The sequence below is a fragment of the Xanthomonas sp. F10 genome (assembly GCF_014206815.1).
In the GTDB taxonomy this organism is placed as follows: domain Bacteria; phylum Pseudomonadota; class Gammaproteobacteria; order Xanthomonadales; family Xanthomonadaceae; genus Xanthomonas_A; species Xanthomonas_A indica.
In genome coordinates this window covers 25,857-50,918 of the sequence record NZ_JACHNP010000004.1, presented here as the reverse complement: position 1 = coordinate 50,918, position 25,062 = coordinate 25,857, and the positions used below count along the sequence as shown (strand labels likewise).

Here is a 25,062-nt window from a genome sequence, read left to right as displayed (position 1 = left end):
CCGGGGGATGCCGCTGTACGAGGCTGCGCCCGACCCTCACCCCAGCCCCTCTCCCGAGGGGAGAGGGGCTTTGCTTCCCTTCTCCCTCCGGGAGAAGGTGCCCCGGAGGGGCGGATGAGGGTGCGTCGCCCACGTCATGCCACACCACATCGATCCAGGTAGCACCCTCCCGGCGCAGGCTCAACGCAACGCCCCCAACACCCACGCCCAGGCCGGCAAGGTCACCAGCGACAGCAGGATGCCGTAGCCGACCAGGGCCGCGGCCAGGCGCGGGGCGAGGCGATGCGAGATCGCCAGCAGCGCCGCGGTGATCATGGTCGGCATCGCCGACTCCAGCACGTTGGCCTGCAGCGCCTGGCCGCGCAGGCCCAGCGCCCACGACAGCGGCCAGGCCAGGGCGGGCAGCAGCAGCAGCTTCAACACCAGACCAGCCGCCAACGGCGCCAGTTCCTCGCGCGGCAGCCGCAACTGGATCGAGAAGCCCACCGCCAGCATCACCAGCGGCAGCATCGCGTCGGCCAGGTGCTGCAGGCCGGAGGCGATCCAGGCCGGCGGCTGCGCCGGCATCAGGGTCAGCGCGAACGCCAGCGCCCACAGCGGCGGGAAACGCGCCATCCGCAACAGCGTCTGCCGCGGCGAGGGCGGCGCCTCGCCGCTGTAGCGCGCCAGCACGTACAGGCCGAAACTGGACAGCAGCACGAAGGTGCCGAACTGATCGTAGACCACCGCATACGGCAAGGCCGCCTCGCCGAGCAGCGCGCGCACCATCGGGTAGCCGATGAAGCTGGAGTTGCCCAGCGCCACGCACAGCAGCAGCACCGCCTGCTGGTCGCGGCGCAGCCGCAGCGGCCCGCGCAAGGCCAGCATCGCCAGCGCGCTCACGCCGGTCAGCAGCCAGGGCGTCAGCATCAATCCGAGCAGGTCCAGGTTGAACTGCAGGCGCGGCACGTAGATCAGCACCGAGGCGGGCAGGCACAGGTACAGCACCACCCCGTTGAGCACCTCGGTGGTGTTGGCCGGCAGGACGCGCTGGCGCGCGAACAGTTTGCCGAGCGCCAACATGACCAACATCAGGGCGAACGCATCGAAAGCCATGGGTACAGCACGGAATCCAGCGGGTACGCGGCATCATCGCATGGCATCTGCGCAGACGCCGTCGTGGCGGCGCGGATCGCGTTCTCGTCTTCGTCGCCGTGGCGATGCCGATGACGTGGATAGCGGCCACGAAGCGTGCCGGCTCGCTCCTGCCGCGTATGCCGCGCAGGGTGCGCCGCGCATCGGCAGGCCGTGGCTGCGGCCTCGCAGCACGGGCCGTAGAACGCCGAAGCGTACTGGCCGAGCAGGCCATGATGCGCACCTGCGGGTGCTCGTCGGCAGTCAGCGCACGCTGGCCTGCATAGACAGGCGGCGACTGGCGTCGCGACATCCGTCGGAGCGGCTTCAGCCGCGACCGGCGCCTCGGCCATCTGCATCCTGTCGGCGCCGATGCGCGACGACGTCGCACCTGTCTTGCGCCCAGCCGCAGACGGGCTCTCGGTGCAGGAGCAACGACACCTTGCCCCGTGCGATCGACCACGATCAACACAACGGATTGCGCTGGCCGCGTCGCGCTCCTTGGCGCGCGGCCCTCAGGGCCAGGCCGGCGGCGCCGCCTTCCAGGCGGCCTGCACGTCGGCCAGGGTGGCGCGCTCGTCGTCGCGCCAGCTCGGCAACAACGCGGCGAAATCGGCGCCGGCACCCCATTTGTCCGGCCAGGTGCGTGCCGCGGCGGCGTACCACTTCACCGCCTCGTCCTTGCGCTGCAACCGCCACAAGGCCAGCGCCAGGGTCGGCGGGACCCAATCCGGTGCCGCCGGGCGGCCGTTGACCAGGGCACTCCACTCGCTCAACGCGCGGCCCGGATCGCCGGCACGCAGCAGGTCCCACCCGTAGTTCCACTGCACCTGCCGCCGCTGCATGCCGGCGGGCAGGCCATGCAGCGCCGCCTGGTACAACTGTTCGCCAAGTTCCCGGCGGCCGCCGGCCATGGCGATGCCGGCCAGCTGGGCGCGCGCCTCGTTGGCGTTGGGGTCGCGCTGCACGGTACTGGCCAGGCGATCGACCAGGGCCTCGCCGCTGCCGGCGATGGCGGTGACCGGGCGGGTGGTGCTGCGGTCTTCGTCGAAATAGAACTCTTTCGGTGCCGGCAATGCCTGCGCCCGCACGCTGGCCGCGGTGGCCAGACCGATGCAGGCCAGCATCGCGGCCACTGCGTATGTGTATGCCTTCACTGCTGCAATCCCCTGGAGTGATCCCCTCACCCAAGTCCCATCCTACCGTGCCCGCGCCGCCGTGGACGAGAACGAGCGCAAAAATCGCCGCTGATACAATCGGGGCGATCGCGCGCGGCAGGCGCTGCGCGCCCGCCAGCCTTCCATTTCCGGGCAAGCCATGAACCGCATCGCCGATCCGCGTCCGTCGTCCTCCCTCGCCGCAGCGGCTGCCGACGGCGTGGATACCGGCTATAAGCTGGAAGACAAGTACACCCGCACCGATGGCCGCATCTATCTGTCCGGCGTGCAGGCGCTGGTACGGCTGCCATTGATGCAGCAACTGCGCGACCGCGCCGCCGGGCTGAACACCGGCGGCTTCGTCAGCGGCTACCGCGGCAGCCCGCTGGGCGGGTTCGACCTGGAACTGTGGCGCGCGCGCAAGCACCTGGACGCGGCCAACGTGGTGTTCAAGCCCGGGCTCAACGAGGACCTGGGCGCGACCATGGTCTGGGGCACGCAGCAGACCAATCTCTTCCCCGGCGCGCGCGTGGATGGCGTGTACGCCATGTGGTACGGCAAGGGCCCGGGCGTGGACCGCTGCGGCGACGTGTTCAAGCACGGCAATGCCGCCGGCACCTCGCGCCACGGCGGCGTGCTGGCGCTGGCCGCCGACGACCATGCCTGCCGCAGCTCGACCCTGCCGCACGGCTCGGAGGACGAGTTCGTCAGCGCGATGATGCCGGTGCTCAATCCGGCCGGCGTGCAGGACATCCTCGACATGGGCCTGCTCGGCTGGGCGATGAGCCGCTACACCGGGCGCTGGATCGGCTTCAAGACCATCGCCGAGACGGTGGAATCCTCGGCCTCGGTGCAGGTGGATCCGTTCGCGCGGCAGATCGTGCTGCCGGAGGATTTCGAACTGCCGCCGGGGGGCCTCAACATCCGCTGGCCGGATCCGCCGCTGGACCAGGAGATGCGCCTGCACCGTTATGCGGTGCGCGCCGCGCAGGCCTTCGCCCGCGCCAACGGCATCGACCGCACGGTGATGGATGCGCCGCAGGCGCGGCTGGGCATCGTCACCACCGGCAAGAGCTACCTGGACGTGCTGCAGGCGCTGGAATACCTGGGCCTGGATGCGGACGCCTGCGCGCGCATCGGCATCCGCGTGTACAAGGTCGGCATGACCTGGCCGCTGGAGCCGCTGGGCATCGCCGCATTCGCGCGCGGGCTGCAGGACATCGTCGTGGTAGAGGAGAAGAAGGCCTTCATCGAGCGGCAGATGAAGGAGCAGTTCTACAACTGGCCGGCCAGCGCCGGCCCGCGCCCGAGCATCGTCGGCAAGTACGACGAGGCCGGCGAATGGATCCTGCCGTCCACCGGCGAACTGACCCCGGCCACCATCGCCGGGGTGATCGGCAAGCGCATCCTGCGCCTGACCCAGGCCACTGCGCTCGACACCGATTCGATCGAGCAGCGGCTGCGCTGGATGGAGGCCAAGGAAGCGGAAATGGCGCTGCCGCGCGCCAACTTCCCGCGTGTGCCGCACTACTGCTCCGGCTGCCCGCACAACACCTCCACGGCGGTGCCGGAGGGGTCGCGGGCGATGGCCGGCATCGGCTGCCACTACATGGTGACGTGGATGGACCGCGCCACCGACACCTTCACCCACATGGGCGGCGAAGGCGTCACCTGGGCCGGGCAGGCGCCGTTCACCGACACCCCGCACGTGTTCCAGAACCTGGGCGACGGCACCTATTTCCACAGCGGCTCGTTGGCGATCCGCCAATCGATCGCTGCCGGCGTCAACATCACCTACAAGATCCTCTACAACGACGCGGTGGCGATGACCGGCGGGCAGCCGGTGGACGGCACCCTCAGCGTGCCCGACATCGCCCGGCAGATGCGTGCCGAAGGCGTGCACACCATCGCCCTGGTCAGCGACGACATCGGCAAGTGGACGCGGCGCCGCGAACTGTTCCCCAGCGACGTGGACTTCCACGACCGCAGCGAGTTGGACGCGGTGCAGCGGCGCCTGCGCGAGGTCAAGGGCACCAGCGTGCTGATCTACGACCAGACCTGCGCCACCGAGAAGCGGCGCCGGCGCAAGCGCGGCAAGCTGCCCGATCCGCCCAAGCGCGTGCTGGTCAACTCGCTGGTGTGCGAAGGCTGCGGCGACTGCGGCGAGAAGAGCTTCTGCGTGTCGGTGCTGCCGAAGGAGACCGAGTACGGGCGCAAGCGCCAGATCGACCAGTCCAGCTGCAACAAGGACTATTCCTGCGTGTCCGGGTTCTGCCCCAGCTTCGTCACCGTGCACGGCGGGCAGCCGCGCAAGGGCCGCAAGGCCGAGGCCGCGGCGCTGCTGGAGCAGCTGCCGGCGCCGAGCTTCCGCAGCGACCTGCGCCAGCCCTGGAACATCCTCATCACCGGCGTCGGCGGCACCGGCGTGGTCACCATCGGCGCGCTGCTGGGCATGGCCGGGCACCTGGAGGGCAAGGGCGCCAGCGTGCTCGACCAGACCGGCCTGGCGCAGAAGGGCGGCGCGGTCACGACGCATATCCGCATCGCGCGGCAGCCGGAGGACCTGCACGCGGTGCGCATCGCCGCCGGCGAGGCCGACCTGGTGCTGGGCTGCGACATGGTGGTGGTCAACGACTATTGGGCGCTGTCCAAGGTGCGCGGCGATCGCGCGCAGGTGGTGCTCAACAGCTACGAGGCGATGCCCGGCACCTTCACCACGCATCCGGACATGCAGTTCCCCGCCGCCGAGATCATTGCCGGCGTGCGCCTGGCGCTGGGCGGGCGCGACCCGCTGCTGCTCGACGCCACGCAACTGGCCACTGCGCTGCTCGGCGACGCCATCGCCAGCAACCTGTTCATGCTCGGCTACGCCTGGCAGCAGGGCCTGGTGCCGCTGTCGCACGCGGCGCTGATGCGCGCGATCGAGCTCAACGGCGCGGCGGTGGCGATGAACCAGCAGGCGTTCGCCTGGGGCCGCCTGGCGGCGCTGGACCTGCCCGCGGCGCGACGCGCGGCCGGCCTCACCGATGCGGCCGCGGACGAACGCGAACGCCAGGCGCTGGGCCTGCAGCAACTGCCGCCGGGCGAGTGGGAAGGCCACGAGGCCGGCGCCAGCGCCGCCCCGCGCAATCCGTCCAATCCGCGTCCGGCGCGCGAATTGCCGGCTGCCGCCGACAGCGGCGATACCGGGCACCCGCCGCTGGACGACAGCCGCCTGTCGCGCTCGCTGCACGAATTGGTCGCACGCCGCCACGCCTTTCTGGTCGACTACCAGGACGCCACCTACGCCGCGCGCTACAGCGCGCTGGTGGAGCGCGTGCGCGCCGCCGAGCAGCGCGTGGCCCCAGCCTCGACTGCGCTGACCGAAGCGGTAGCGCGTTATGCGTTCAAGCTGATGGCCTACAAGGACGAGTACGAAGTGGCGCGGCTGTACACCAGCGGCGCGTTCGCGCAGCAGGTGCAGGCGCAGTTCGAGGGCGACTACCGGCTGCGCTTCCACCTGGCGCCGCCGCTGCTGGCGAAGAAGGACGCGCAGGGCCGGCTGCGCAAGCGCGAATACGGCCCGTGGATGTTCACCGCGTTCAAGTGGCTGGCCAAGCTGCGCCGCCTGCGCGGCGGTGCCTTCGACGTGTTCGGCTACAGTGCCGAGCGGCGCGGCGAACGGCAGTTGATCGCCGACTACGTCGCCACCGTGGACGAACTGCTGCAGCGGCTGCAGGCGAACAACCTGGGGCTGGCGGTGCAGATCGCCAGCATCCCGGAGCACATCCGCGGCTACGGCCACGTCAAGGAAGCGCACCTGCACGACGCCAAGCAGCGCGAAGCGCGGCTGCTGGCGACCTGGCGCAATCCCAAGGCGCTGCATATCGTGCAGGCGGCCTGAGGCACCCAGTCACGTCGGCATCGCCGTGGGTGGCGGTGCCGGTCGTGGCGATGACGCATGCCGCGGGATGCTTGGTGTGCGGCGTAAATAGCGTCGCGGCTGAAGCCGCTCCTACAACACCATTATCCGCTTTGCGTAGGAGCGGCTTCAGCCGCGACCTCGGATGTCGTCATCGCGCCGGACTGCCGAATGACTTCCGGGGAACATCTTTGGATCACTGCCCGTGTGGCAAGGTCGTAGCGCGGCCCTGATTCTCGGGTATCGGAAACACTGCGCGTCGGGACTGAAGTTCCTCCCACAGAAAACACTCCCACATACGGCGCAGCGGCCGCGCATATGCGGACGCTGCGCCGACGGAAGGCGCAATTCAATCGGGCGCCGCTGGCGGCAACCCGATCGAACGCGCGGCGACATCAGACCCGCGGATCGGGCGGATTGCCGCGGCCGGGGCGATCGTAGCGATCCGAATCGAAGGCTTCGCGCACGGCGGCCTTGGCCTGCGCCCAGCTCAGCCGCGAGCGGTCCTTGACGCGCTCCCAGCCGCTTTCCAGATCCGATTCCAGGCGGTCGTCCCAGACGCGATCGCGGTAGCGGCTGCGCGCCTGCACGCCATAGCGGTAGGCCGGGCGGTAGTCGTCGTAGCTGCTGTCGGTGCCGCGGTAGTCCACGGTGTCGAAGCGCTCGGCGTAGTAGCGGTCGCTGTCCTCGTAGGTGCGGTAGGTAGCATCGGCGCGCTCCCAGGAGTCGCGCGCGGCCAGTCGCGCCTCGTCCCACTCCAGGCGCGAGTCGCCGCGGCGCTTGCCCCAGTCGTGCGACAGTTCGCGCTCGTGTTCGTCCCAGGTGCGCGAGGGATACTGCTCGCGCGCCTGCAGGCCCAGGCCGTAGGCCGCGGCGTAGTCGCGGTCGTAGTCGTAATCGGCCTTGGCGTAGTCGCGGTTGCGGTATTCCTCGCGCCAGTAGGCGTCCTCGCCGGTGGGGTCGATGCGCTCGGCCACGCCCTTGCCCGCGGCCGCGCCGGCAACCACGCCCACCGCTGCGCCGATCAAGGTGCCGAGCGGCCCGAATACGGTGCCGGCCAGTGCGCCCGCGGCCACGCCGCCGGCGGTGCCGCCGATGCCGACCCCGACCGGATGCGAGCCCGGGGTGCCGGAAATCGGGTCGCGATTGAGATCGCGGGCTTTGTCGTTGTTGTCCATGGGAACGCTCCGTGGCGAAGGAAGGAAGCACCGGCCGCGGGCACGTTCGGCGGCGGCGGGTGTCGTCGCACAGTCGCAAGCGCGCGGTGAATCCGCCGTGGCACCACGGTGAAACCGTCATGAGGGGAACGACGCGTCTTCGTCACCTGGACGCAACGCGCGGCCGACAAGTCGATCGCGCGCTGGTCGGCCACGCCTAGCCCCGGCGCCAGACCAGGCAGCGGTTGTTGGCGGGCATCGCCACGTCTTCCTGCAGCACCAGGCCCTGCGCCTGCGCCAGCGCATCCACCGCCTCGGCATCGCGGATGCCGCTCGCCGGGTCGCGCGCCTTCAGCCACGCATCGAAATCGCGGTTGCTGTCGCTGGTGAAGGCGCCGCCATCGTTGAACGGCCCGTACACTGCCAGCACGCCATCGGCGCTGTTCGCCAACAGCGGGCCGACGCCGGCGAAGAACGCCTGCACCGCGTCCCAACCCATGATGTGCAAGGTGTTCGCGGTGAACACCGCATCGTAGCCATCGCACGGCCACAGCCCTTCGCGCACGTCCAGCGCCAGCGCCGGCGGCGTGTTCGGCAGCGCCGCCGCCTCCAGCCACTGCGCGATGCCGGGCAGGTGCTCGGCACGCTCACTGCATTGCCAGGTCAGCTGCGGCAGCGCCGCGGCGAAATACACCGCGTGCTGGCCGGTGCCGCTGCCGATCTCCAGCACGCGGCGGCGGTCGGCGAACTGGCGCTGCAGCACCTGCAGGATCGGATCGCGGTTGCGGTCGCAGGACGGGGCGTAGGGTCGATCGCTCATCGTGTCGTGCACCTGGGTGCGCCGGGCAGTGCCGCGACGCCACACCGCGGCGACAGGCGGCTCATCCGCGCGAGCGCACGAAGATGCGCTTGCCGCCGCCTTCGTTGCCGCGCTCCTCCAGTTCGAAGTGCGACGACAACCGGCGCAGCAGATCGCTGAGCTTCTTGTGCCCGTACAGGCGCGGATCGAAATCCGGCCGCACCTTGTTCAGATAGCTGCCGACGCTGCCGAGTCCGGCCCAGCCCTGGTCGTCCGAAGCCTCCTCGATCGCCTGCCGCAGCAGGGTCAGTGGCGCGGCCGCCTTGGTCTCGGTCGGCACCGGCGCCGGCTCGGGCTTGGCCGGCGTCGCGGCGGGCTTCTTGCGGCCCTTGGCCGCCGGCTTGGCGGCCGCGGCAGCGGGCTTGGCCGACTCGGCGGCGCTGGCCTCGCTGCGCAGCACTTCGGTGTAGATGAACTTGTCGCAGGCCTGCACGAACGCATCCGGGGTCTTGCGCTCGCCGAACCCATACACCGTCGGCCCCTCCTCGCGCAGGCGCTGCGCCAGGCGGGTGAAGTCGCTGTCGCTCGAGACCAGGCAGAAGCCGTCGAAGCGGCCGGTGTAGAGCAGGTCCATCGCGTCGATGATCAGCGAGCTGTCGGTGGCGTTCTTGCCGCTGGTGTAGGCGAACTGCTGCACCGGGCTGATCGAGTGCTTCAGCAGGGCCTGCTTCCACTGGGTCATGCGCGTGCTGGTGAAATCGCCGTAGATGCGCTTGACGCTGGCCAGGCCGTACTTGGCGACCTCGGCGAGCAGGCCTTCGATCACCGATGGCTGCGCATTGTCGGCGTCGATCAGCACCGCCAGCCGCGGCTGGTCGTCGTCGCTGTCGGAACGGTGGCGGGTTTTCATGGCGGAGCACCTGGCAGAAAACGGGTTGAAGGCGGCCGCAGGGCAGCGGCCGCCACTGTGCCACCGCCACGCGGCGACGGCCAGTCGCGAGGCGTTGGTCAGTCCTGCGTCGCGGCCACCGGCGCCGCTGCCGGCGACGGCGGCAGATCCAGATGCCGGCGGAAGAAGCGCGCGATCACCCGCAGCGCCTGCTGGCTTTCCGGCAATGCGGTGTTCAGATGGAACGCGTGGCCCATGCCGTCCCACACGTGCAGGTCCGCCTCGCGGCCCAGATCGACCAGCCGCGTGTGGGTGTAGGCGACATTGCTCAGTTCCGCCGCGCGGGTGCCGGTGATGAACAGCAGCGGCGGGAACTGCGCCAGCACCGCGTCGGAGAACACCGGCGACACCAGCGGATCGTGGAAGTCCACGCCCTCGCCGTAGTACAGGTCTTCCATGATCGGCAGCGCACCCTGCGCATCGGGCAGCGGTGCGTCGTTCACCGCCGCCACCACGTAGCGCGAATCGCCGCGGTAGCGCGCATCGCCGCCGGCGCAGAACATGCCGGCCGCAGCGGGCATCGGCAGTTTCTCCTTGGCGAACCAGGCCAGCGACTCGCCGGTCAGCACGCCACCGGCCGAGCAACCGAACAGGCCGATGTGCTGCGGCGCGTAGCGCTTGAGCGCGGCGCGATAGACCGTGGCCACGTCTTCGCTGGCCGCAGGGAAGCGGTGTTCCGGGCCTTGCCGGTAGTCGACGCTGACCACGGTGACGCCGGTCATCGCCGCCACCGGGATCGCCTCCATCATGCCGAACGAGGCCGCGCTGCCCATGACGAAGGCACCGCCATGCAATTCGATCAGCAGCCGCTGGCGCTGCGCCGGCGAGGCATCGCGCGGCTGCACCAGGGTCACCGGCACGCCGTCCCAGGTGGTCCGCTGCAACGTCACCCCGTAGCGCTCGCGCAGCGGGTCCACCACGGTCTTGGCCCAGGCCTCGGTCTCCGCACGGATGCGCGGCAGTTCGCGGCGCAGCGTGGCGTTGTCCATCTTCGCCAGCGGGTCGCCCTGCGCCATGTCCTTGCGCGCGGCGGCCTGCGCCTGCGGACTGAGGAAGGGCGACAACGGCAGATTGAACGTCGGCATGTGCCGCACGCCATTGTGCGGCGGTGCGGCGTCCGTGGCCCGCGACGCCAGCGGGGTCACGCCCGCGATCAGCGCCAGCAGGCGCGCCCCTTGTCTGTACATCGCTCCCATCACGTCCAGGTGCCCTCCACGGCATCGATCGATCGCCGAGGATAGCGGGGCGGCGCACGCGCGACTTTGCACGATCCCGCCGCTTGGCCGATGCGACTAGCGCGACGCGGGCAACGCCTCGTAGGCCTGGCGCACCGCGGCCTCGCCGTAGCGGCGTTCCAGCCGGCGCACGGTGAAGTGGCCGCGCGCCATCGCCTGGAAGTGGGCGATGAACACGGTGTTGAGCAGCGCGCCGCTGGCCGCGCCGACCAGCGGCACCGCCTGCGCCGCCAGCTTCTCGCTGACCGTGACCGAGAACTTGGCGGCGATGCGCGACAGCAGCGACACCAGCACCGGTGCGCCCTTGCTGCCCAGCCCATGCGCGGCGATGTACTGCGCGGCAGCGCTGAGTTGCTGCGCCATCGCCGCACGCACCGCGAAGTAGCCCGATTCGCTGCCATCGTCGCGCTGGCTGCGGCCGCCGTGCGCCAGCACCTCCAGGCAGGCCAGCGCGGTGGCCGGGTCGTCCAGGCGCTCGCCCTCGGCGCGGGCGATGTCGGCGATGGAGCGCAGCATCAGGGTGGTGGTCAACGGCAGTTCCACCACCAGCCCGGGCAGGCCGAAGAAGCCGCCGGCGGCGCCGGTCGCCGCCACCGCGGCGCCGTGCAGGCGCGGCCGCGCGCGTTCCGGCGCCTGCCCACGCAGGGTCAGCAGCGCCGAGCGCAGCGCCACCCGCAGCGCACGCTGGCTGACCGCATCGAGGCGCGAGGACAGCATCTTCGGCATGCGCTTGCTGATCAACGCCTCGATCGGCGCGCCCACCGCATTGGCGATCTTCGCCGCCAGACCCGGGTGTTCCAGCAGCGCGCGCGCCTGGGCCAGGTCGCGGTGGTCGGCGGCATCCATCACGGGGACGGGCAATAGCGAGGTCATGGCCGAAGCTCGTGGCGAGGGAGGCGACAGCATGCACCGGGCCGCGGCGGCATGGTGTCGAGGCCCGATGACCGGTGCGGGACGTTCAGGAACCGGCCGTGCCTGCGCGGGAGGTGCTGACAGGCCCTAGATCCGCTCCAGCGCGCGCTGGTGGGTGCGCGGCCCGAACCGGCCCACCACCGCGGCGGCCAGCACCAGGCTGGCGGCGATGAAGCCGAGCACGCCGCGGTGGCCGGCGCGGTCCAGCAGCACGCCGATCAGCAGGCTGCTGGCGGCGGTGGACAGGCGACTGAAGGAATAGCAGAAGCCCACCGCGCGGGCGCGCAGCGCGGTGGGGAACAGCTCGGCCTGGTAGCCGTGGTAGGCGAAGCTCATCCAGGCATTGCAGAAGGTCACCGCCGCGCCGCAGGCGATCAGCAGCAGCGGCTGCTGCTGCCACGCGAACAGCAGGCCGAACAGCACCGCGCCCAGGGCCGACACCACCACCTGCCACTTGTTCTCCCAGCGCTGCGCCACGCCCACCAGCAACAGCGGCGCCAGCGGATAGGCCAGCGAGATCGCGAAGGCATAGCCGAGCCCGTGCACGCTGTCGGCGCCCTGCCGCGCCAGCAGCGCCGGCAGCCAGTTGCCGAAGCCGAAGAAACCGATCGCCTGGAAGATGTGGAAGCTCACCAGCATCGCCATGCGCCGCCGGTACGGAGGCTGCCACAGCGCGGACAGCTGCGGCGTCGGCACTGGCGTTGCCGATGTCGGCGCCGGTGCCGGCAACGGCTGCCCCAGGTCGGCGGCGCAGCGCGCCTCCAGCCGCTGCAGCACCGCGTCGGCCTCGGCATGCCGGCCCTGCGTGGCCAGCCAGCGCGGCGATTCCGGCAGGCGGCTGCGCAGCCACCACACCGCCAGCGCGAAGCCGCCGCTGAGCAGCGCCACCCAGCGCCAACCGCTCACACCCAACGGCGCATGCGGCACCAGCGCCCAGGCGCTCAACGCCACCGCCGGCACCGCCAGGAACTGCACGCAGAAGGCCAGCGCGAACGCGGCTCCGCGCATCTGCCGCGGCACCATCTCCGACAGGTAGGTGTCGATGGTGACCAATTCGATGCCGAGGCCGATGCCGACCACGCCGCGCCACAGGATCACCCCCAACGCGCTGTGCTGCAGGCCCATCGCCACGGTGGCGACGCTGTACCAGAGCAGGGCGAACGAGAACACCGCGCGGCGCCCGAAGCGATCGACCAGCGGGCTGAGCAGGCTCGCGCCGAGGAACAGGCCCAGGAACGTCGCCGCGGCGAACGCGGCCTGGTCGGCGATGCCGAACACGCCGGCCGCACCCTCGGCGAACACGCCGTCGCGCAGCAGGCCGGGGCTGAGGTAGGCGGTCTGGAACAGGTCGTACAGTTCGAAGAAACCGCCCAGCGCCAGCAGCGCGACCAGCCGCCACAGGCTCCGGGTCGGCGGCAGGCGTTCCAGGCGCGCCGCAACCAGGGCGACGGGATCGGAAACGGCAACGGCGGCATCGCGCATGCGGGCAGGTCCTGGGGGAGGAAACGCGCCGGCGCATGCTGCCCGATCCAGCGGCACGCGCGCCACCGCGTCGGGCGAAAACTGCCGACCGCGCCGCTTCGGCGTTCAGCGGGATGTCGGCTTCGGTGGGTCCGGCCGCGGCGGGCGCCCGCCGCCGCTCAGCGCAGGAACAGGATGTCCAGGTCGCGGTCGGGCACGAAGTCGCGCTGGCGGAACTCGAACGTCAGGGCATCGGTGCGCTGCAGCTCACCGTCGAAGCACAGGCTGAGCAGGTCGCCCGGCGCGCGCTTCTTCAGGGTCAGGTGGAAATCCTGGATCGGCCCCTTCCAGTTGGCGCCGGTGCGCAGCACATAGCGCAGGTTGCTCCACTGCAGGCCGTTGGCGCCGGCACGGCGGCGCATGCGCTGCTGCATGGCAGCGTCCAGGCAGGTGCTCTTGGCGTACTCGCCGATCAGGTCGCTGGCCGGCATCGGCACGCCGGTGGCGACGCTGGGCACGTAGCGGTGGCGGATCGCCACCGCGCCGCCGGCGGGGAAGCGCTGCTGCCAGACGAAGTACTCGCTGAGGGTGAAGCGCGGCTGCCCGTCCGCGTCGAACCAGCGCGCGGGCAGCGGCTTGCGGCCGGCCGGGACGGTGCCGCCCTCGGCGTACTCGGCCAGGTCGTCCGGCGTCCAGCCGCTGGCCGCCCACGCGCGGGAGATATCGTTGCCGTCCAGCTTCGCCACCAGCCGGCGCTCGGTGCGCACCGGCTTGCCGTCCACCCACAGCGTGAAGTCGGTGAGCGCGCTGTGGTCGGCCATGCCGAAGTACATCGGCGGCATCGGGAAGGCGATCGGCACAACCAGCTCGCGCGCGCTGGTGTTGGTGAACACGTAGTCGACCTGCACCCGCTCCTCGCTGATGAACAGGTCTTCCTTGCTCATGCGAATGTCGGGCTGGCGGATCAGCTCGATCGAGCCATTGGCGTCGCCGATGCTGCTGTCGTTGGCGAAGGCGGCAGCGGCAAACAGCAAGGGCGACAGCAGCAGGGGCAACAGGCGGCGCGGCGAGACGTTGGCGATCATGGCAGTCGGCGGTTGGCGAGACGGGCGCCGCGGTCGGTGCGTGGCACCGGGCAATGGGCGGGCGCCATGGTAACCGCGGCGACACGGGCGACCGCATCGCATCACGCCACCCCCTTTGCTACGGTAGCCGGTGCCGCCACGGGGGAAGGCCATCGCCATGATCAGAGCATTCGCACCGCTGGCGCTGCTGGCGACCGCCGGGCTGGCCGCGGCGCAGGCGCCGGGCGCACGCAGCTACGCCAACCCGATCGACCTGGACTACCGCTACAATTTCGAACAACTCAACGACGGCATCTCCTATCGCACCGGCGCCGACCCGGTGTTCGTGCGCTTCGGCGATGCCTACTACCTGTTCCAGACCCTGGCCGACGGCTACTGGCGCTCCAGCAACCTGCTCGACTGGCAGTTCGTCACGCCCAGCCGCTGGCCGTTCGAGAGCATCGTCGCGCCGGCGGTGGTCGCCGACGGCGACCGTCTGGTGATCATGCAGTCGGCCTTCGAACCGCGCCCGCTGCTGCAGACCCGCGACCCGGCCAGCGGCACGCTCGACTTCCTGACCCGGCTGCTGCCGAAGCTGCCGCGCGCCCAGCCGATCGGCACCGAGATGAAGGGCCGGCCGCTCAGCGACGTGCCGCCCGGCCCCTGGGACCCGGATCTGTTCATCGACGACGACGGCCAGTGGTACCTGTACTGGGGCTCGTCGGACCGCTACCCGCTGTACGGCATCGCCATGGACCGCAGCGCGCACGGAGTCGCCTTCCGCGGCGTGCCGACGCCACTGCTCGCGCTGGATCCGGCGCAGCACGGCTGGGAGCGCTTCGGCCCCGACCATCGCGGCGCCCGCTTCCCCGACGGCAGCCCGATCGGCAGCTTCCTGGAAGGCGCATGGATGACCAAGACCGGCGGCCGCTACTACCTGCAATACGGCGCGCCGGGCAGCGAGTACAACGCCTATGCCACCGGCGTGTACGTCGGCGAGCACCCGCTCGGCCCGTTCGTCTATGCGGCGTACAACCCGGTGGCGTACAAGCCCGGCGGCTTCATGCAGGGCGCCGGCCACGGCTCCACGTTCCAGGACGCGCACGGCAACTGGTGGAACAGCGGCACCGCCTGGATCGGCGCCAACTGGACCTTCGAACGGCGCATCGTGCTGTTCCCCGCCGCGTTCGCCGCCGACGGGCAGATGCGCGTGTCCACCCGCTTCGGCGATTTCCCGCACTGGATGCCGGAAGGCCCGGTAGACGACCCCGAGGCGCTGTTCACCGGCTGGATGCTGCTGTCCTACCGCAAGCCGGCCAGCGCCTCGTCCACCCTGGACGGTTTCGCCGCCGGCCGCGCCACCGACGAGGACCCCCGCAGCAACTGGGTGGCCGCGCGCAACGCGCCCGGGGAGACCCTCACCGTCGACCTGGGCGGGAAGCGCAGCGTGCGCGCGGTGCAGGTCAACTTCGCCGACTACCGTGCCGGCCGCTATGGCGATGCACCGGACATCTACACCGCGTTCCGGCTGCAGCACTCGCGCGACGGCCGCCACTGGCTGCCGCTGGCCGAGGTCGGCGACGGCGCCGACCGGCGCGACCGGCCCAACGCCTACCTGCAACTGCCCGCGCCGGTGCGCACCCGCTACATCCGCTACGTGCACGGCCACGTCGGCGCCGCCCACCTGGCGATCAGCGAGCTGCGCGTGTTCGGCAACGCCGACGGTGCCCCACCACCGGCGCCGACCGGTGTCGCCGCGCACCGCGATGCCGACCGCCGCAACGCCCGCGTGCACTGGCAGGCCGTGCCCGGCGCCGTCGGCTACAACGTGCGCTGGGGCCTGCGCGCCGATCGCCTCACCCTCGCCTACCAGGTGTTCGCCGACCGCGGCACCGACCTGGAGATCCGCGCGCTCAACGTCGGCCAGGACTACGTGTTCGCCGTCGAAGCCTTCGACGAGCGCGGTGTCTCCCCGCTGAGCGCGCCCATCGCCGTGCCATGAAGCCATCACCGCCCTTCCCGTATGCTTGGCGCCACCTCGACCGCGCACCGGCGATGCGGCGCGCGGCAGGATCGGCTGCCGATCGAAGGAGAAGGACGATGCACCAGCACCAGGGAACCCAGGGCCAGCGCCGGCTGCGCGCATGGCTGATCGCCGCGATGGTCGGCGCCGTGTGCGGCAACGCCGCCGCGCAGCAGACCGACCCGCGCGATGCGCAACTGCAGCAACAGCAGCGCCTGCTGCAGCAGCAGGCCGAGCAGATCCAGCAGATGCAGCAGCAACTGCAACAGATGCCGCCGGCCGGCGCCGAACCCGGTGCACCGAGCGATGGCCTGTCCGCCACCTACCACGACTGCCGCAAGCAGGCACAAGGCCTGGACGAGAGCCGCCGCTGCATCCAGCGCGAACAGCGCGTGCAGCAGGAACGCCTGGACCGCGCCTACGACAAACTGCGCTATCGCCTCAGCGGCATGGACCGTTCCCGGCTGATGGACGCGCAATACACCTGGCAGCAGTCCAACGAACAGGCTGCAAACCTGGACCGGGCGCTCGGCGCCCGTGGCCAGGATGCGGCCCTGCAAAGCGCCGAGGCCACCCTGCGCCGGATCAGCTCCCGCGCCGACGAACTGGAAGGCTATACGCGCGGCGGGCGTTGAGGGCACGTTCGCATCGACCCTCCACGACACCCTGCGATCCTTCGAGGACACCCGTGCACGCCTACGACATCGAACCCGGAGACTGGCACGGCGGGGCGCCCGTCCCCGACAGCGACGGCTGGTGCTTCGGCCTGCCGCCGGGCATCGCCGCGGCGCAATGGCCGCTGGATCCTTGGAGCGGCTATCCGATGCAGCACGGCTTCACCCTGCGGCTGCCACCGGACTACCGTGTGCACGGCCCGGACATCGTCGCGGTGTCGTTCTTCGCCACCGCGCCGGACCATAACGACGGCGGCCCGGCCGGAACAGTGGACGGGATGCACGCCGCGATCGCCACGCCCGCGCAGGCGCTGGCCGACCCGGCACTGCAACCGTTCCGCGAACGCGCGCTGCAGGCTCACCCGAGGCTGCGGCGCATGCAGGACGTTCTGGACTGCGCCTATGCGCTGATCCTGCTGCGGCAGGAAGAGGTGGATGGCGCGCCATGCCGGCCGCCGCCGCTGGTGGACAGCCCGTTGCTGCAGCAGACGCCGCCGCCGGAATGGCTGCAGGTCGGAAGCGCGACAGTATGCGAGGCGTGGGACGCGCGCAGCGCGCCGCTGCCGCAGGCGCCGGACCGTTTCGCCCTGCATCGTCCGCTGCGGCTGCGCCTGCGCGAGCACGATCCCAATGCCGGGGTGCCGCCGCGCGAGACGTTCGGCGACGCGCCCGATCCCGGCGGCTATCAGCCGTTCTACTACTGGCAGGACGGCGTGGTCAGCCGCGAGCACTACCGCGAACACGACTGCGCCGCCGGCCACGCCATCAACCACCTCGGCGGCACCATGCGCCCGATACAGGGCATCCCCGACTTCAGCCCGTACTACATCGAGTTCGACGAGGCGTTCGGCGGCTACAACTTCGGCGGCGGCATCGCGCAACTGGACATCCAGGGCCTGCGATTGGACTGGGCCTGCGACTGAGGTCGCCGAGCCGGGCGACGCTTGCGCGGCTGCGCTCACTCCCCCGCGGCGCAGCCCCCACCCTGTTCCGCGCACACCTTCATGGCGCGTTGCAGCTCGGCCTCGCTCAGCTGCGGTGGCGGCCGCGCGACGGCGGCCTGGACCTGGTCGGGGCCGCCGGTCAGCGCGTGCAGGCCCTTGGCCGCCTTGCCGGCCAGGTAGTACACGCCGAGCGCAATGTAGCCGCCGCTCTGGCTGACCTGCTCCACCGAGGGCGGCGGCCGCCAATCCTTGTCGAAGCGATTGGGCGGTGGGGTCACCGGGTTCTTGAAGCGGTACAGGTCCAGCGGCTCGCCCTCGTCCGGCGGCAGCGCGCGCACTTCGCCGAGCGTCTGGATGTCGTCCTTGGCAGCAGCGGTGGCCGGTGGCGACATGGCGACGGATGCCGCGGGCGGCGCAGCGGTATCGGTCGCAGGCGCGGCCTGTTGCGCCTGCGCCTGCGTGCACGCCGCCAGCAACGCGACGGCCAGCAAGGCCCTCAGGCGCCGGCCGATCGGATCCGCTGTGTCCATGCTGTCCATGGCGCCCGAGCTTACGGACGCGGCGCGGCCATCTCTAGCGCGTCGCCACCGCCGTTCACGTCGGCGACAGCGGGCGCAGGCACAGCCAGATCGCGCACCAGTGCGCCAGCGCGCCGCCCAGTACGTGCGCATGCCAGATCGCGCGGTTGTAGAGCATCGACTTGCGCACGTAGAAGGCCACGCCCACCGTGTAGATCGCGCCGCCGGCGGCGATCAGCCACAGCACCGGCGTGTCCAGCCCGGCCACGATCGGCTTGACTGCGGCCATCCCGGCCCAGCCCAGCAGCAGGTAGATCGCCACCCAGAAGCCCTTGGCGATGCCGGGCAGGAACAGCTTGGCGAATACGCCGAACAACGCCACGCCCCACACCGCCAGGGTCATCGACCAGACCCAGGCGCCGGACAGCGCGAGCACGAAGAACGGCGTGTAGGAGCCGGCGATCATCACGAAGATACCGGCGTGGTCGAGCTTGCGCAGCACCGGCTGGCGCTGCGGCGGGGCGAAGTTGTACGCCGCCGAGCAGGCGAACATGGTCAGCAGCCCCAGCGCGTAGATGCTGGTGGCCACGATCAGCGCGTCGTTGGCATGGGCGCGCCAGACCAGCAGCGCGCCGCCGACCACGGCCAGCAGCAGCCCGGCGGCGTGCACGAGCAGGTCGGCGCGGCGGGCGGCAGCGGTGCGGTAGTGCGGGGGAATCGGGGAAGCGGACACGGGCAAGGAGATAGACGACAGGAGCCGCCGTTGCCGAGGGGGACGACAGGATACCTGTCGGTGGCGACAACGCATGCCACGCAACGGCGGCAACCTCGCCCGGCGGCACAGCACCGAGGCGGCCAACCGCACTCGCGCAACCGCCCCGCCTGAATCCGCTCAGCCTGCCCGCCTCGCCTCGGCGGTCCCCGTCTCATACCCTGAGACGCGATTTCGCTTCCCTGTTCTACTTTGAGAGCCGTGCCGATGCCCGCCCACGCCCTAGCCCCGCGCATCGAGGACGCCGAGCGCGCCCTGTCCACCACCGACGGGGTGCCCTCGCGCGATGGCGCCCTGCTCAGCGCGCGGCTGGAGCGCCGTTACCACGACCGCATCACCGGCAGCTTCACCATCCCCGGCCAGGCCGGCCGCTATGCGCCGATCCCCGACGACGTGCCGCCGGCGCTGGCCGCCGCACTGCGCGAACGCGGCATCGCGCAGCTGTACAGCCACCAGGCCGAGGCCTGGGACGCGGCGCAGCGCGGCGAGCACGTGGCCATCGTCACCCCCACCGCTTCGGGCAAGTCGCTGTGCTACACGCTGCCGGTGGTGGCCGCGGCGATGACCGCGCAGGCCAAGGCGCTGTACCTGTTCCCGACCAAGGCGCTGGCGCAGGACCAGGTGGCCGAGCTGCTGGACCTCAACCGCGCCGGCGACCTCGGGGTGAAGGCCTTCACCTTCGACGGCGACACTCCGGGCGATGCGCGCCAGGCGATCCGCCTGCACGGCGACATCGTGGTCAGCAACCCGGACATGCTGCATCAGGCGATCCTGCCGCATCACACCAAGTGGGCGCAGTTCTTCGAGAACCTGCGCTACGTGGTGATCGACGAGATCCACACCTACCGCGGCGTGTTCGGCAGCCACGTCGCCAACGTGCTGCGCCGGCTCAAGCGCATCTGCGCGTTCTACGGGGTGACGCCGCAATTCATCCTGTGCTCGGCCACCATCGGCAACCCGCGCGCGCACGCCGAGGCGCTGATCGAGCAGCGCGTGCACGCCATCACCGACTCCGGCGCGCCCAGCGGCGACAAGCACGTGCTGCTGTGGAACCCGCCGGTGGTCAATGCCGACCTGGGCCTGCGCGCCTCGGCGCGCTCGCAGAGCAACCGCATCGCCCGCATCGCGATCAAGTCCGGGCTCAAGACCCTGGTGTTCGCGCAGACGCGGTTGATGGTGGAGGTGCTGACCAAGTACCTGAAGGACATCTTCGACCACGACCCGCGCAAACCGCCACGCATCCGCGCCTACCGCGGCGGCTACCTGCCCAGCGAGCGCCGCGAGGCCGAGCGGGCGATGCGCGCCGGCAGCATCGACGGCATCGTCTCCACCTCGGCGCTGGAGCTGGGCGTGGACATCGGTGCGCTGGACGTGGTGGTGCTCAACGGCTACCCCGGCAGCGTCGCCGCCACCTGGCAGCGCTTCGGTCGTGCCGGGCGCCGCCAGCAGCCGGCGCTGGGCGTGCTGGTGGCCAGTTCGCAGCCGCTGGACCAGTACGTGGTGCGGCACCCGGACTTCTTCGCCGACGCCTCGCCCGAGCACGCCCGCATCGCCCCGGACCAGCCGCTGATCCTGTTCGACCACATCCGCTGCGCCGCGTTCGAACTGACTTTCGTCGCCGGCGAGGCGTTCGGCCCGGTGGACCCGGCGGTGTTCCTGGAAGCGCTGGCCGAGAGCGAGGTGGTGCACCAGGAAGGCGACCGCTGGGAATGGATCGCCGACAGCTACCCGGCCAATGCGGTGAGCCTGCGCTCGGTGGCCGACGGCAACTTCGTGGTGGTGGACAAGACCGACGGCAAGCAGCAGATCATCGCCGAGGTGGATTATTCCGCGGCGGCGCTGACCCTGTACGAGGGCGCCATCCACATGGTGCAGAGCACGCCCTACCAGGTGGAGAAGCTGGACTGGGAAGGACGCAAGGCCTACGTCACCCGCACCCACGTCGACTACTACACCGACAGCATCGACTTCACCAAGCTCAAGGTGCTGGACCGCTTCGACGGCGGCGCAGCCGGCCGCGGCGACGCGCACCACGGCGAGGTGCACGTGGTGCGGCGCGTGGCCGGCTACAAGAAGATCCGCTATTACACCCACGAGAACATCGGCTACGGCCCGGTCAACCTGCCCGACCAGGAACTGCACACCACCGCGGTGTGGTGGCAGTTGCCGCAGGCCACCCTGCTCAAGGCGTTCGGCAGCAAGCAGGATGCGCTGGATGGTTTCCTGGGCGCCGCCTATGCGCTGCACGTGGTGGCGACGGTGGCGGTGATGGCCGATGCGCGCGACCTGCAGCAGGCGGTGGGCGACGGCGACGGCGCCTGGTTCGCGGTGGCCGACGCCAAGGGCCGCGGCCAGCTGCGTGGCGGCGACAGCGGCGAACCGGCCAGCATCGAACTGCAGCAGTTCGTGCCCACCGTGTACCTGTACGACAACTTCCCCGGCGGCGTCGGCCTGAGCGAGCCGCTGTGGCGGCGCCAGGCCGAGCTGGTGCAGCGCGCGCGCGAACTGGTGCAGGGCTGCGACTGCGTGGCAGGCTGCCCGGCCTGCGTCGGCCCGGTGCTGGCCGCGCAGGAAGCCAGCGCGACCACGCCCCGGGCCCTGGCGATGCGCGTGCTGCGCTTGCTGCTCGACGGCGAGGACGACGCGGCGCTGGACGCGCACGGCGCGACCACGATCGTCGCCGATGCAGACGCCGACGCGCTGCCGGAGTGGAGCGCATGAGCATCAGCCTAGAGCGCCTGCGCGCGCTGCGCCGACAGGCCGGCGATGCCAGCGCCGAGCGCACGCCGGTGTCCTCCGGCTATCGCATCGCGGCCGACGCGTCTGCCGCGCCGCGCGCAGACACTGCCGCGGCGACGTCCATGCAAGCGCCGAGGCAGGCCGCGGCGCAGCCGCGCGAGGTCGCATCGCAGGCAACTGCACCGCCGGCCGCACGCACGTCACCCGCCCCCACGCGTGGTGGCGGCAACGATACCGCCGTGGCGCCGCCCATCGCCATCGCCCCGTTCGACCGCGGTGGCACCGATGTGTCCGCGCTGCGGCGCCTGCTCGGTCTGCGCGAGCGCGCCGTCGCGCCCGCCGCGGCGGCGGCCGCGCGCAGGCCGGCGGCGGCACCGGACCGGCACCTGCCCGGGGTGGAGATCGCACCCGGGCTGCACCTGATCGAGGCGTTCCTGCCGCAGCCGGTCCCCACCGGCGCGCTGTCGCTGGCCTTCGCCCGGCGCGAGGACGCGGTGGAGCCCACCGACCTGCTGTTCTTCGATACCGAGACCACCGGTCTGGCAGGCGGTACCGGCACGCGCGCCTTCATGATCGGCGCGGCCGACTGGACCGTGCATCCGGCCGATGGCCCGGGCCTGCGCATCCGCCAGTTGCTGATGGCCACGATGGGCGCGGAGAAGGCGATGCTGGAAGCGTTTCGCGCCTGGCTGCGGCCGGGCACCGTGCTGTCCAGCTACAACGGCCGCTGCTACGACGCACCGCTGTTGAAGACCCGCTACCGGCTGGCGCGCTGCGCCGATCCGCTGTCGGCGCTGGACCACGTGGACCTGCTGCATCCCACGCGTCGCCGTTACCGCGGCACCTGGGAGAACTGCAAGCTCGCCACCATCGAGCGGCAGTTGTTGCGGGTGGTGCGCGAGGACGACCTGCCGGGCTCGGAAGCGCCGGCGGCGTGGCTGGGCTACCTGCGCGGCGGCAACGCGCGCAACCTGCGCCGCGTCGCCGCGCACAACCACCAGGACGTGGTCACGCTGGCGCTGCTGCTGCAGCGCCTGGTCGCCGCCGAGGCCGAGGAACGCGCACTGGCGGCGGCCGCATCGGCGTAGTCGCTGGGCCGGTGTAGTCCTTGGGCATGCGGGCGGCGCCTTGCCGACCTCATGCATGCTGCCTCGCGCGCTGCGCGCTGATGCGCACGACATGCTGCGGACGCGGCATGGGAGCCTTGGACGGCGATGCATCCAGGGGTGCGGCCGGTGCGGAAACGATGCGAGAAGCGTCCCGTCATGTTGGCGCGCACGCGGTGCGCGTGTAGGAGCGGCTTCAGCGCGACAGGCGTTGGCGGGAAAGGCCTCGCGGCTGAAGCCGCTCCTACAAGACAACGGTAGGTCTCGCCAAGCAGCGACAGAAGGGAATGCTGCGGCGTCCTTCCATCGCAATAGGCTTCCCCGCGAACGCCTCGTCCAGACTGAAGTCGCTCCCACCATGCCTTGCCGACTGTCCCAGCGGGCTGCGCGTGGTTCGAGACGGCGCCGCGTCAACGCGAGAGCACGCCGCGCGCGCCAGGCGCGCGGCGTGCAGCAGATCACTCCAGCCGCTGCGCGCTGCCCGCAGCGATGGCCGCATCGAGCAGGCGGTCGACCTCGCGATCGATCTGCGCGCTCAATTCGCCCTGCCGCGTGCCCAGTTCGCCTTGCTGCCGGCCCAACGCGGCCTGCTGTTCGCCGAGCGCGCGCATCTTCGCCGCCAGCGCGTCCTGGCGCTGCGCAAGCGCTGCCTGTGCATTCGCCTGCGCCTTGGCAGCGACGGCGTCCATGTCGATGCGCGCCAGCGCCCGCGCCGCGGCCTCCTGCGCCAGCTTGCCCTGTTCCCGGCCCAGCTCGCCCTGCTCGCGGCCCAGTGCGCCCTGGCGCTTGCCGAGTTCGCCCTGCTGCGCGCCCAGCTTGCCCATCGGCTCGAAAAGCGCATCGAAGCGGGCCAGCAACGCAGGATCGTGCACCACATAGCGCGTGTCGCCGCGACGGAACCACAGGCCATCGCCCTGGGTCTCGCGCTTCATGGTGGCGAGCTCGTCGCTGCTGCCACTCATCGTCGAATGGTTGCCCTTGACCCGGACATACGACTGTTCGAGTTGACCGTTGCGGGTCTTCTGCACCGACCGCGTGCTGATCCGCGAGCCGATGGCCGGCGGCGCAGCGGGGACCGCTGGTGCCGGCGGCGCGAGCGGCGCGGGCGGCGGCAGCGGTGCGGCTGGCGGCGGCGCGCGAAGCGAGGTCGTCGCAGAAGTGGCGGAGGTGGCAGACATCGCCGAGGTCGCCGCACGCGGCGGCAGCGGCGTCCCGGGCACGTTGGCGGCACGGGCGGCGGTGCCGTCATCCATGGCCGTGTCGTTGTCCGTGTCGGCAGCATCGGCGGCGTCGGCCGCCTTCTCCGCTGCTTCGGCGGCTGCATCGGCAGCGGCCTCGGCGGCCTCGGCAGCCGCATCGGCCGCCTCGGCTGCGGCGTCGGCCTCGGCGGCGGTCGGTGCCGCTGCATGAGCGGAACCCGACTTGCTGGCAGGCGCGACGGAATGGCCGGGCTGGGCCACCAGACGCAACGGCGCCACGCCGAGCACGGTCACTGCGGTCAGGATCAGGGCCGCGCCCAGGCGCGGAAAAGCGGACGTGGTCTGCAGCATCAGCAATCTCCGTTTCAGGCTCAGGAAGGTCGGCGAAGCGCTGGCCAGGCCGGCGCTGGGCCGCGGCGCCACCCCCAGCTGCACCAGCAGCCGTGCGTAGTCGTGACGGCAATGACGGTGGCCGGCGACCACGGCCGCATCGCAGGCCGCTTCGCGGGCCAGGGCGTACTCGCGGTTGGCCAAGTGCACCAGCGGGTGAAAGAAGAACAGGTGCTGCGCCACCGCCGGCAGCAGGCCCCACCACAGGTCGCGGCGCTGCAGGTGCACCAGCTCGTGGGTCAGCGCCATGTCCAGGTCGTCGGCGCGCAGGCTGGCCATGCGCCGCGCCGGCAGCAGCAGCACCGGCTGCCACGGGCCGATCAGCTGCGGCGAATCGATGTGCGCACACAGCCGCAGCTGCGGCGGCTGGCGCAGGCCATGCGCCTCGGCCGCCAGGCGCAGCGCGCCGAGCAGGGCGGCGTCTGTGCACGGCGCCGCCTCGCGTGCACGCTGGCGGCTGCGACGGTAGGCCAGGACGCTGTGCGCGGCGCAGACCAGCACGCCGGCCAGCCACAACGCCGCCAGCGCCTGCGCCCACGGCCAGGCCGCCGCGGCGGCCGTTGCCGGCGGGGCGGCGACCGTCCCGGCGCTAACCTTGGCGGTGGCATTGACATTGAGCTGCACGGGCGTGGCCGCCGACTTCGACACGGGCGGCGTCGCCGCGCGTGCCTGCATTGCCGGCGCCGTGGCGATAGCCGCCGGTGCGGCCGCCACCTGCGCCGGCGCGGCCGGCAGCACCGGCAATTGCACCGCACCGGCCCACAGCAGGCCCAGCACGCTCTGCGCGGCCACCAGCCACCACAGCCGGCAACGCGTCGCCGCCGGCAGGGTCGGCAGCCAGCGGCACAGCGCCCAGACCAGCGCGACCAGCACCACCGTCTGCACACTGGTCGCCAGCAGCCGCGACAGCAGAGTCTCGAACACGTCCGTCCCCAACAGGCTATGCATG

The 25,062-nt window shown here is 71.4% G+C and carries 18 protein-coding genes; 6 read left to right on the top strand and 12 right to left on the bottom strand.

The genetic code is table 11. The annotated features are described in order from the left end of the window. Positions 1-180: 180 nt before the first annotated feature. The gene (locus tag FHR56_RS19100; protein ID WP_160947920.1) at positions 181-1,095 is read right to left on the bottom strand and encodes an AEC family transporter; all 915 of its coding nucleotides are present in this window, start codon (positions 1,093-1,095) and stop codon (positions 181-183) included. Positions 1,096-1,628: 533 nt separating this feature from the next. Beyond that, positions 1,629-2,240 carry a tetratricopeptide repeat protein gene (locus FHR56_RS19095; RefSeq protein ID WP_160947953.1) on the bottom strand — a complete coding sequence of 204 codons (612 nt, stop codon included), beginning with the start codon at positions 2,238-2,240 and terminating at the stop codon, positions 1,629-1,631. Between the two features lie 190 nt (positions 2,241-2,430). On the opposite strand from FHR56_RS19095, the gene FHR56_RS19090 reads away from it, so the two are divergent. Continuing rightward, positions 2,431-6,153 carry an indolepyruvate ferredoxin oxidoreductase family protein gene (locus tag FHR56_RS19090; protein WP_160947921.1) on the top strand — a complete coding sequence of 1,241 codons (3,723 nt, stop codon included), beginning with the start codon at positions 2,431-2,433 and terminating at the stop codon, positions 6,151-6,153. A 413-nt stretch (positions 6,154-6,566) separates the two neighbouring features. On the opposite strand, the gene FHR56_RS19085 is transcribed toward FHR56_RS19090, so the two are convergent. The 7 genes from FHR56_RS19085 to FHR56_RS19055 form a co-directional block, all read right to left on the bottom strand. Next, positions 6,567-7,349, bottom strand: a complete 783-nt coding sequence (locus FHR56_RS19085; protein ID WP_160947922.1) for a hypothetical protein — start codon at positions 7,347-7,349, stop codon at positions 6,567-6,569. A gap of 196 nt (positions 7,350-7,545) precedes the next feature. Continuing rightward, the gene (locus FHR56_RS19080) at positions 7,546-8,148 is read right to left on the bottom strand and encodes a DUF938 domain-containing protein (RefSeq protein ID WP_160947923.1); all 603 of its coding nucleotides are present in this window, start codon (positions 8,146-8,148) and stop codon (positions 7,546-7,548) included. A 61-nt stretch (positions 8,149-8,209) separates the two neighbouring features. After that, a complete protein-coding gene (locus FHR56_RS19075; protein WP_160947924.1) occupies positions 8,210-9,037 on the bottom strand; it encodes an NYN domain-containing protein in 828 nt (275 codons plus the stop codon). A 98-nt stretch (positions 9,038-9,135) separates the two neighbouring features. Continuing rightward, entirely contained in the window at positions 9,136-10,263 is a 1,128-nt protein-coding gene (locus FHR56_RS19070; RefSeq protein ID WP_160947925.1) for an alpha/beta hydrolase, read from the bottom strand. A 105-nt stretch (positions 10,264-10,368) separates the two neighbouring features. After that, positions 10,369-11,184 (bottom strand): EcsC family protein, encoded by an 816-nt coding sequence (locus FHR56_RS19065; RefSeq protein WP_184502827.1) that lies wholly within the window; start codon positions 11,182-11,184, stop codon positions 10,369-10,371. A gap of 126 nt (positions 11,185-11,310) precedes the next feature. Beyond that, positions 11,311-12,705, bottom strand: coding sequence for an MFS transporter (locus FHR56_RS19060; protein ID WP_160947926.1), 1,395 nt, complete (start codon positions 12,703-12,705; stop codon positions 11,311-11,313). Between the two features lie 158 nt (positions 12,706-12,863). Beyond that, positions 12,864-13,769 carry a DUF4424 family protein gene (locus FHR56_RS19055; RefSeq protein WP_160947927.1) on the bottom strand — a complete coding sequence of 302 codons (906 nt, stop codon included), beginning with the start codon at positions 13,767-13,769 and terminating at the stop codon, positions 12,864-12,866. A 157-nt stretch (positions 13,770-13,926) separates the two neighbouring features. Between FHR56_RS19055 and FHR56_RS19050 the strand changes: the two genes are divergently transcribed. The 3 genes from FHR56_RS19050 (at position 13,927) to FHR56_RS19040 (ending at position 17,368) form a co-directional block, all read left to right on the top strand. Then, complete coding sequence (locus tag FHR56_RS19050) at positions 13,927-15,750, top strand: family 43 glycosylhydrolase (protein WP_184502826.1); 1,824 nt, start codon at positions 13,927-13,929, stop codon at positions 15,748-15,750. Between the two features lie 98 nt (positions 15,751-15,848). Beyond that, complete coding sequence (locus FHR56_RS19045; protein ID WP_160947928.1) at positions 15,849-16,406, top strand: DUF1311 domain-containing protein; 558 nt, start codon at positions 15,849-15,851, stop codon at positions 16,404-16,406. 53 nt (positions 16,407-16,459) lie between these two features. Then, positions 16,460-17,368 carry a hypothetical protein gene (locus FHR56_RS19040; RefSeq protein WP_160947929.1) on the top strand — a complete coding sequence of 303 codons (909 nt, stop codon included), beginning with the start codon at positions 16,460-16,462 and terminating at the stop codon, positions 17,366-17,368. A gap of 35 nt (positions 17,369-17,403) precedes the next feature. Here the strand turns inward: FHR56_RS19040 and FHR56_RS19035 are convergent, their stop codons facing one another. Continuing rightward, positions 17,404-17,919, bottom strand: coding sequence for a hypothetical protein (locus FHR56_RS19035; RefSeq protein WP_184502825.1), 516 nt, complete (start codon positions 17,917-17,919; stop codon positions 17,404-17,406). A gap of 64 nt (positions 17,920-17,983) precedes the next feature. Further along, positions 17,984-18,646, bottom strand: coding sequence for a hemolysin III family protein (locus FHR56_RS19030; protein ID WP_184502824.1), 663 nt, complete (start codon positions 18,644-18,646; stop codon positions 17,984-17,986). Positions 18,647-18,886: 240 nt separating this feature from the next. Between FHR56_RS19030 and FHR56_RS19025 the strand changes: the two genes are divergently transcribed. Together FHR56_RS19025 and FHR56_RS20725 are read left to right on the top strand one after the other, a co-directional pair. Beyond that, a complete protein-coding gene (locus FHR56_RS19025) occupies positions 18,887-21,400 on the top strand; it encodes a DEAD/DEAH box helicase (protein WP_160947930.1) in 2,514 nt (837 codons plus the stop codon). After that, entirely contained in the window at positions 21,397-22,506 is a 1,110-nt protein-coding gene (locus tag FHR56_RS20725; protein ID WP_237473335.1) for a ribonuclease H-like domain-containing protein, read from the top strand. The genes FHR56_RS19025 and FHR56_RS20725 overlap by 4 nt, the downstream gene beginning before the upstream one ends. A gap of 476 nt (positions 22,507-22,982) precedes the next feature. Here the strand turns inward: FHR56_RS20725 and FHR56_RS19015 are convergent, their stop codons facing one another. Beyond that, positions 22,983-25,061, bottom strand: coding sequence for a M56 family metallopeptidase (locus tag FHR56_RS19015; RefSeq protein WP_160947931.1), 2,079 nt, complete (start codon positions 25,059-25,061; stop codon positions 22,983-22,985). Position 25,062 lies beyond the last annotated feature (1 nt).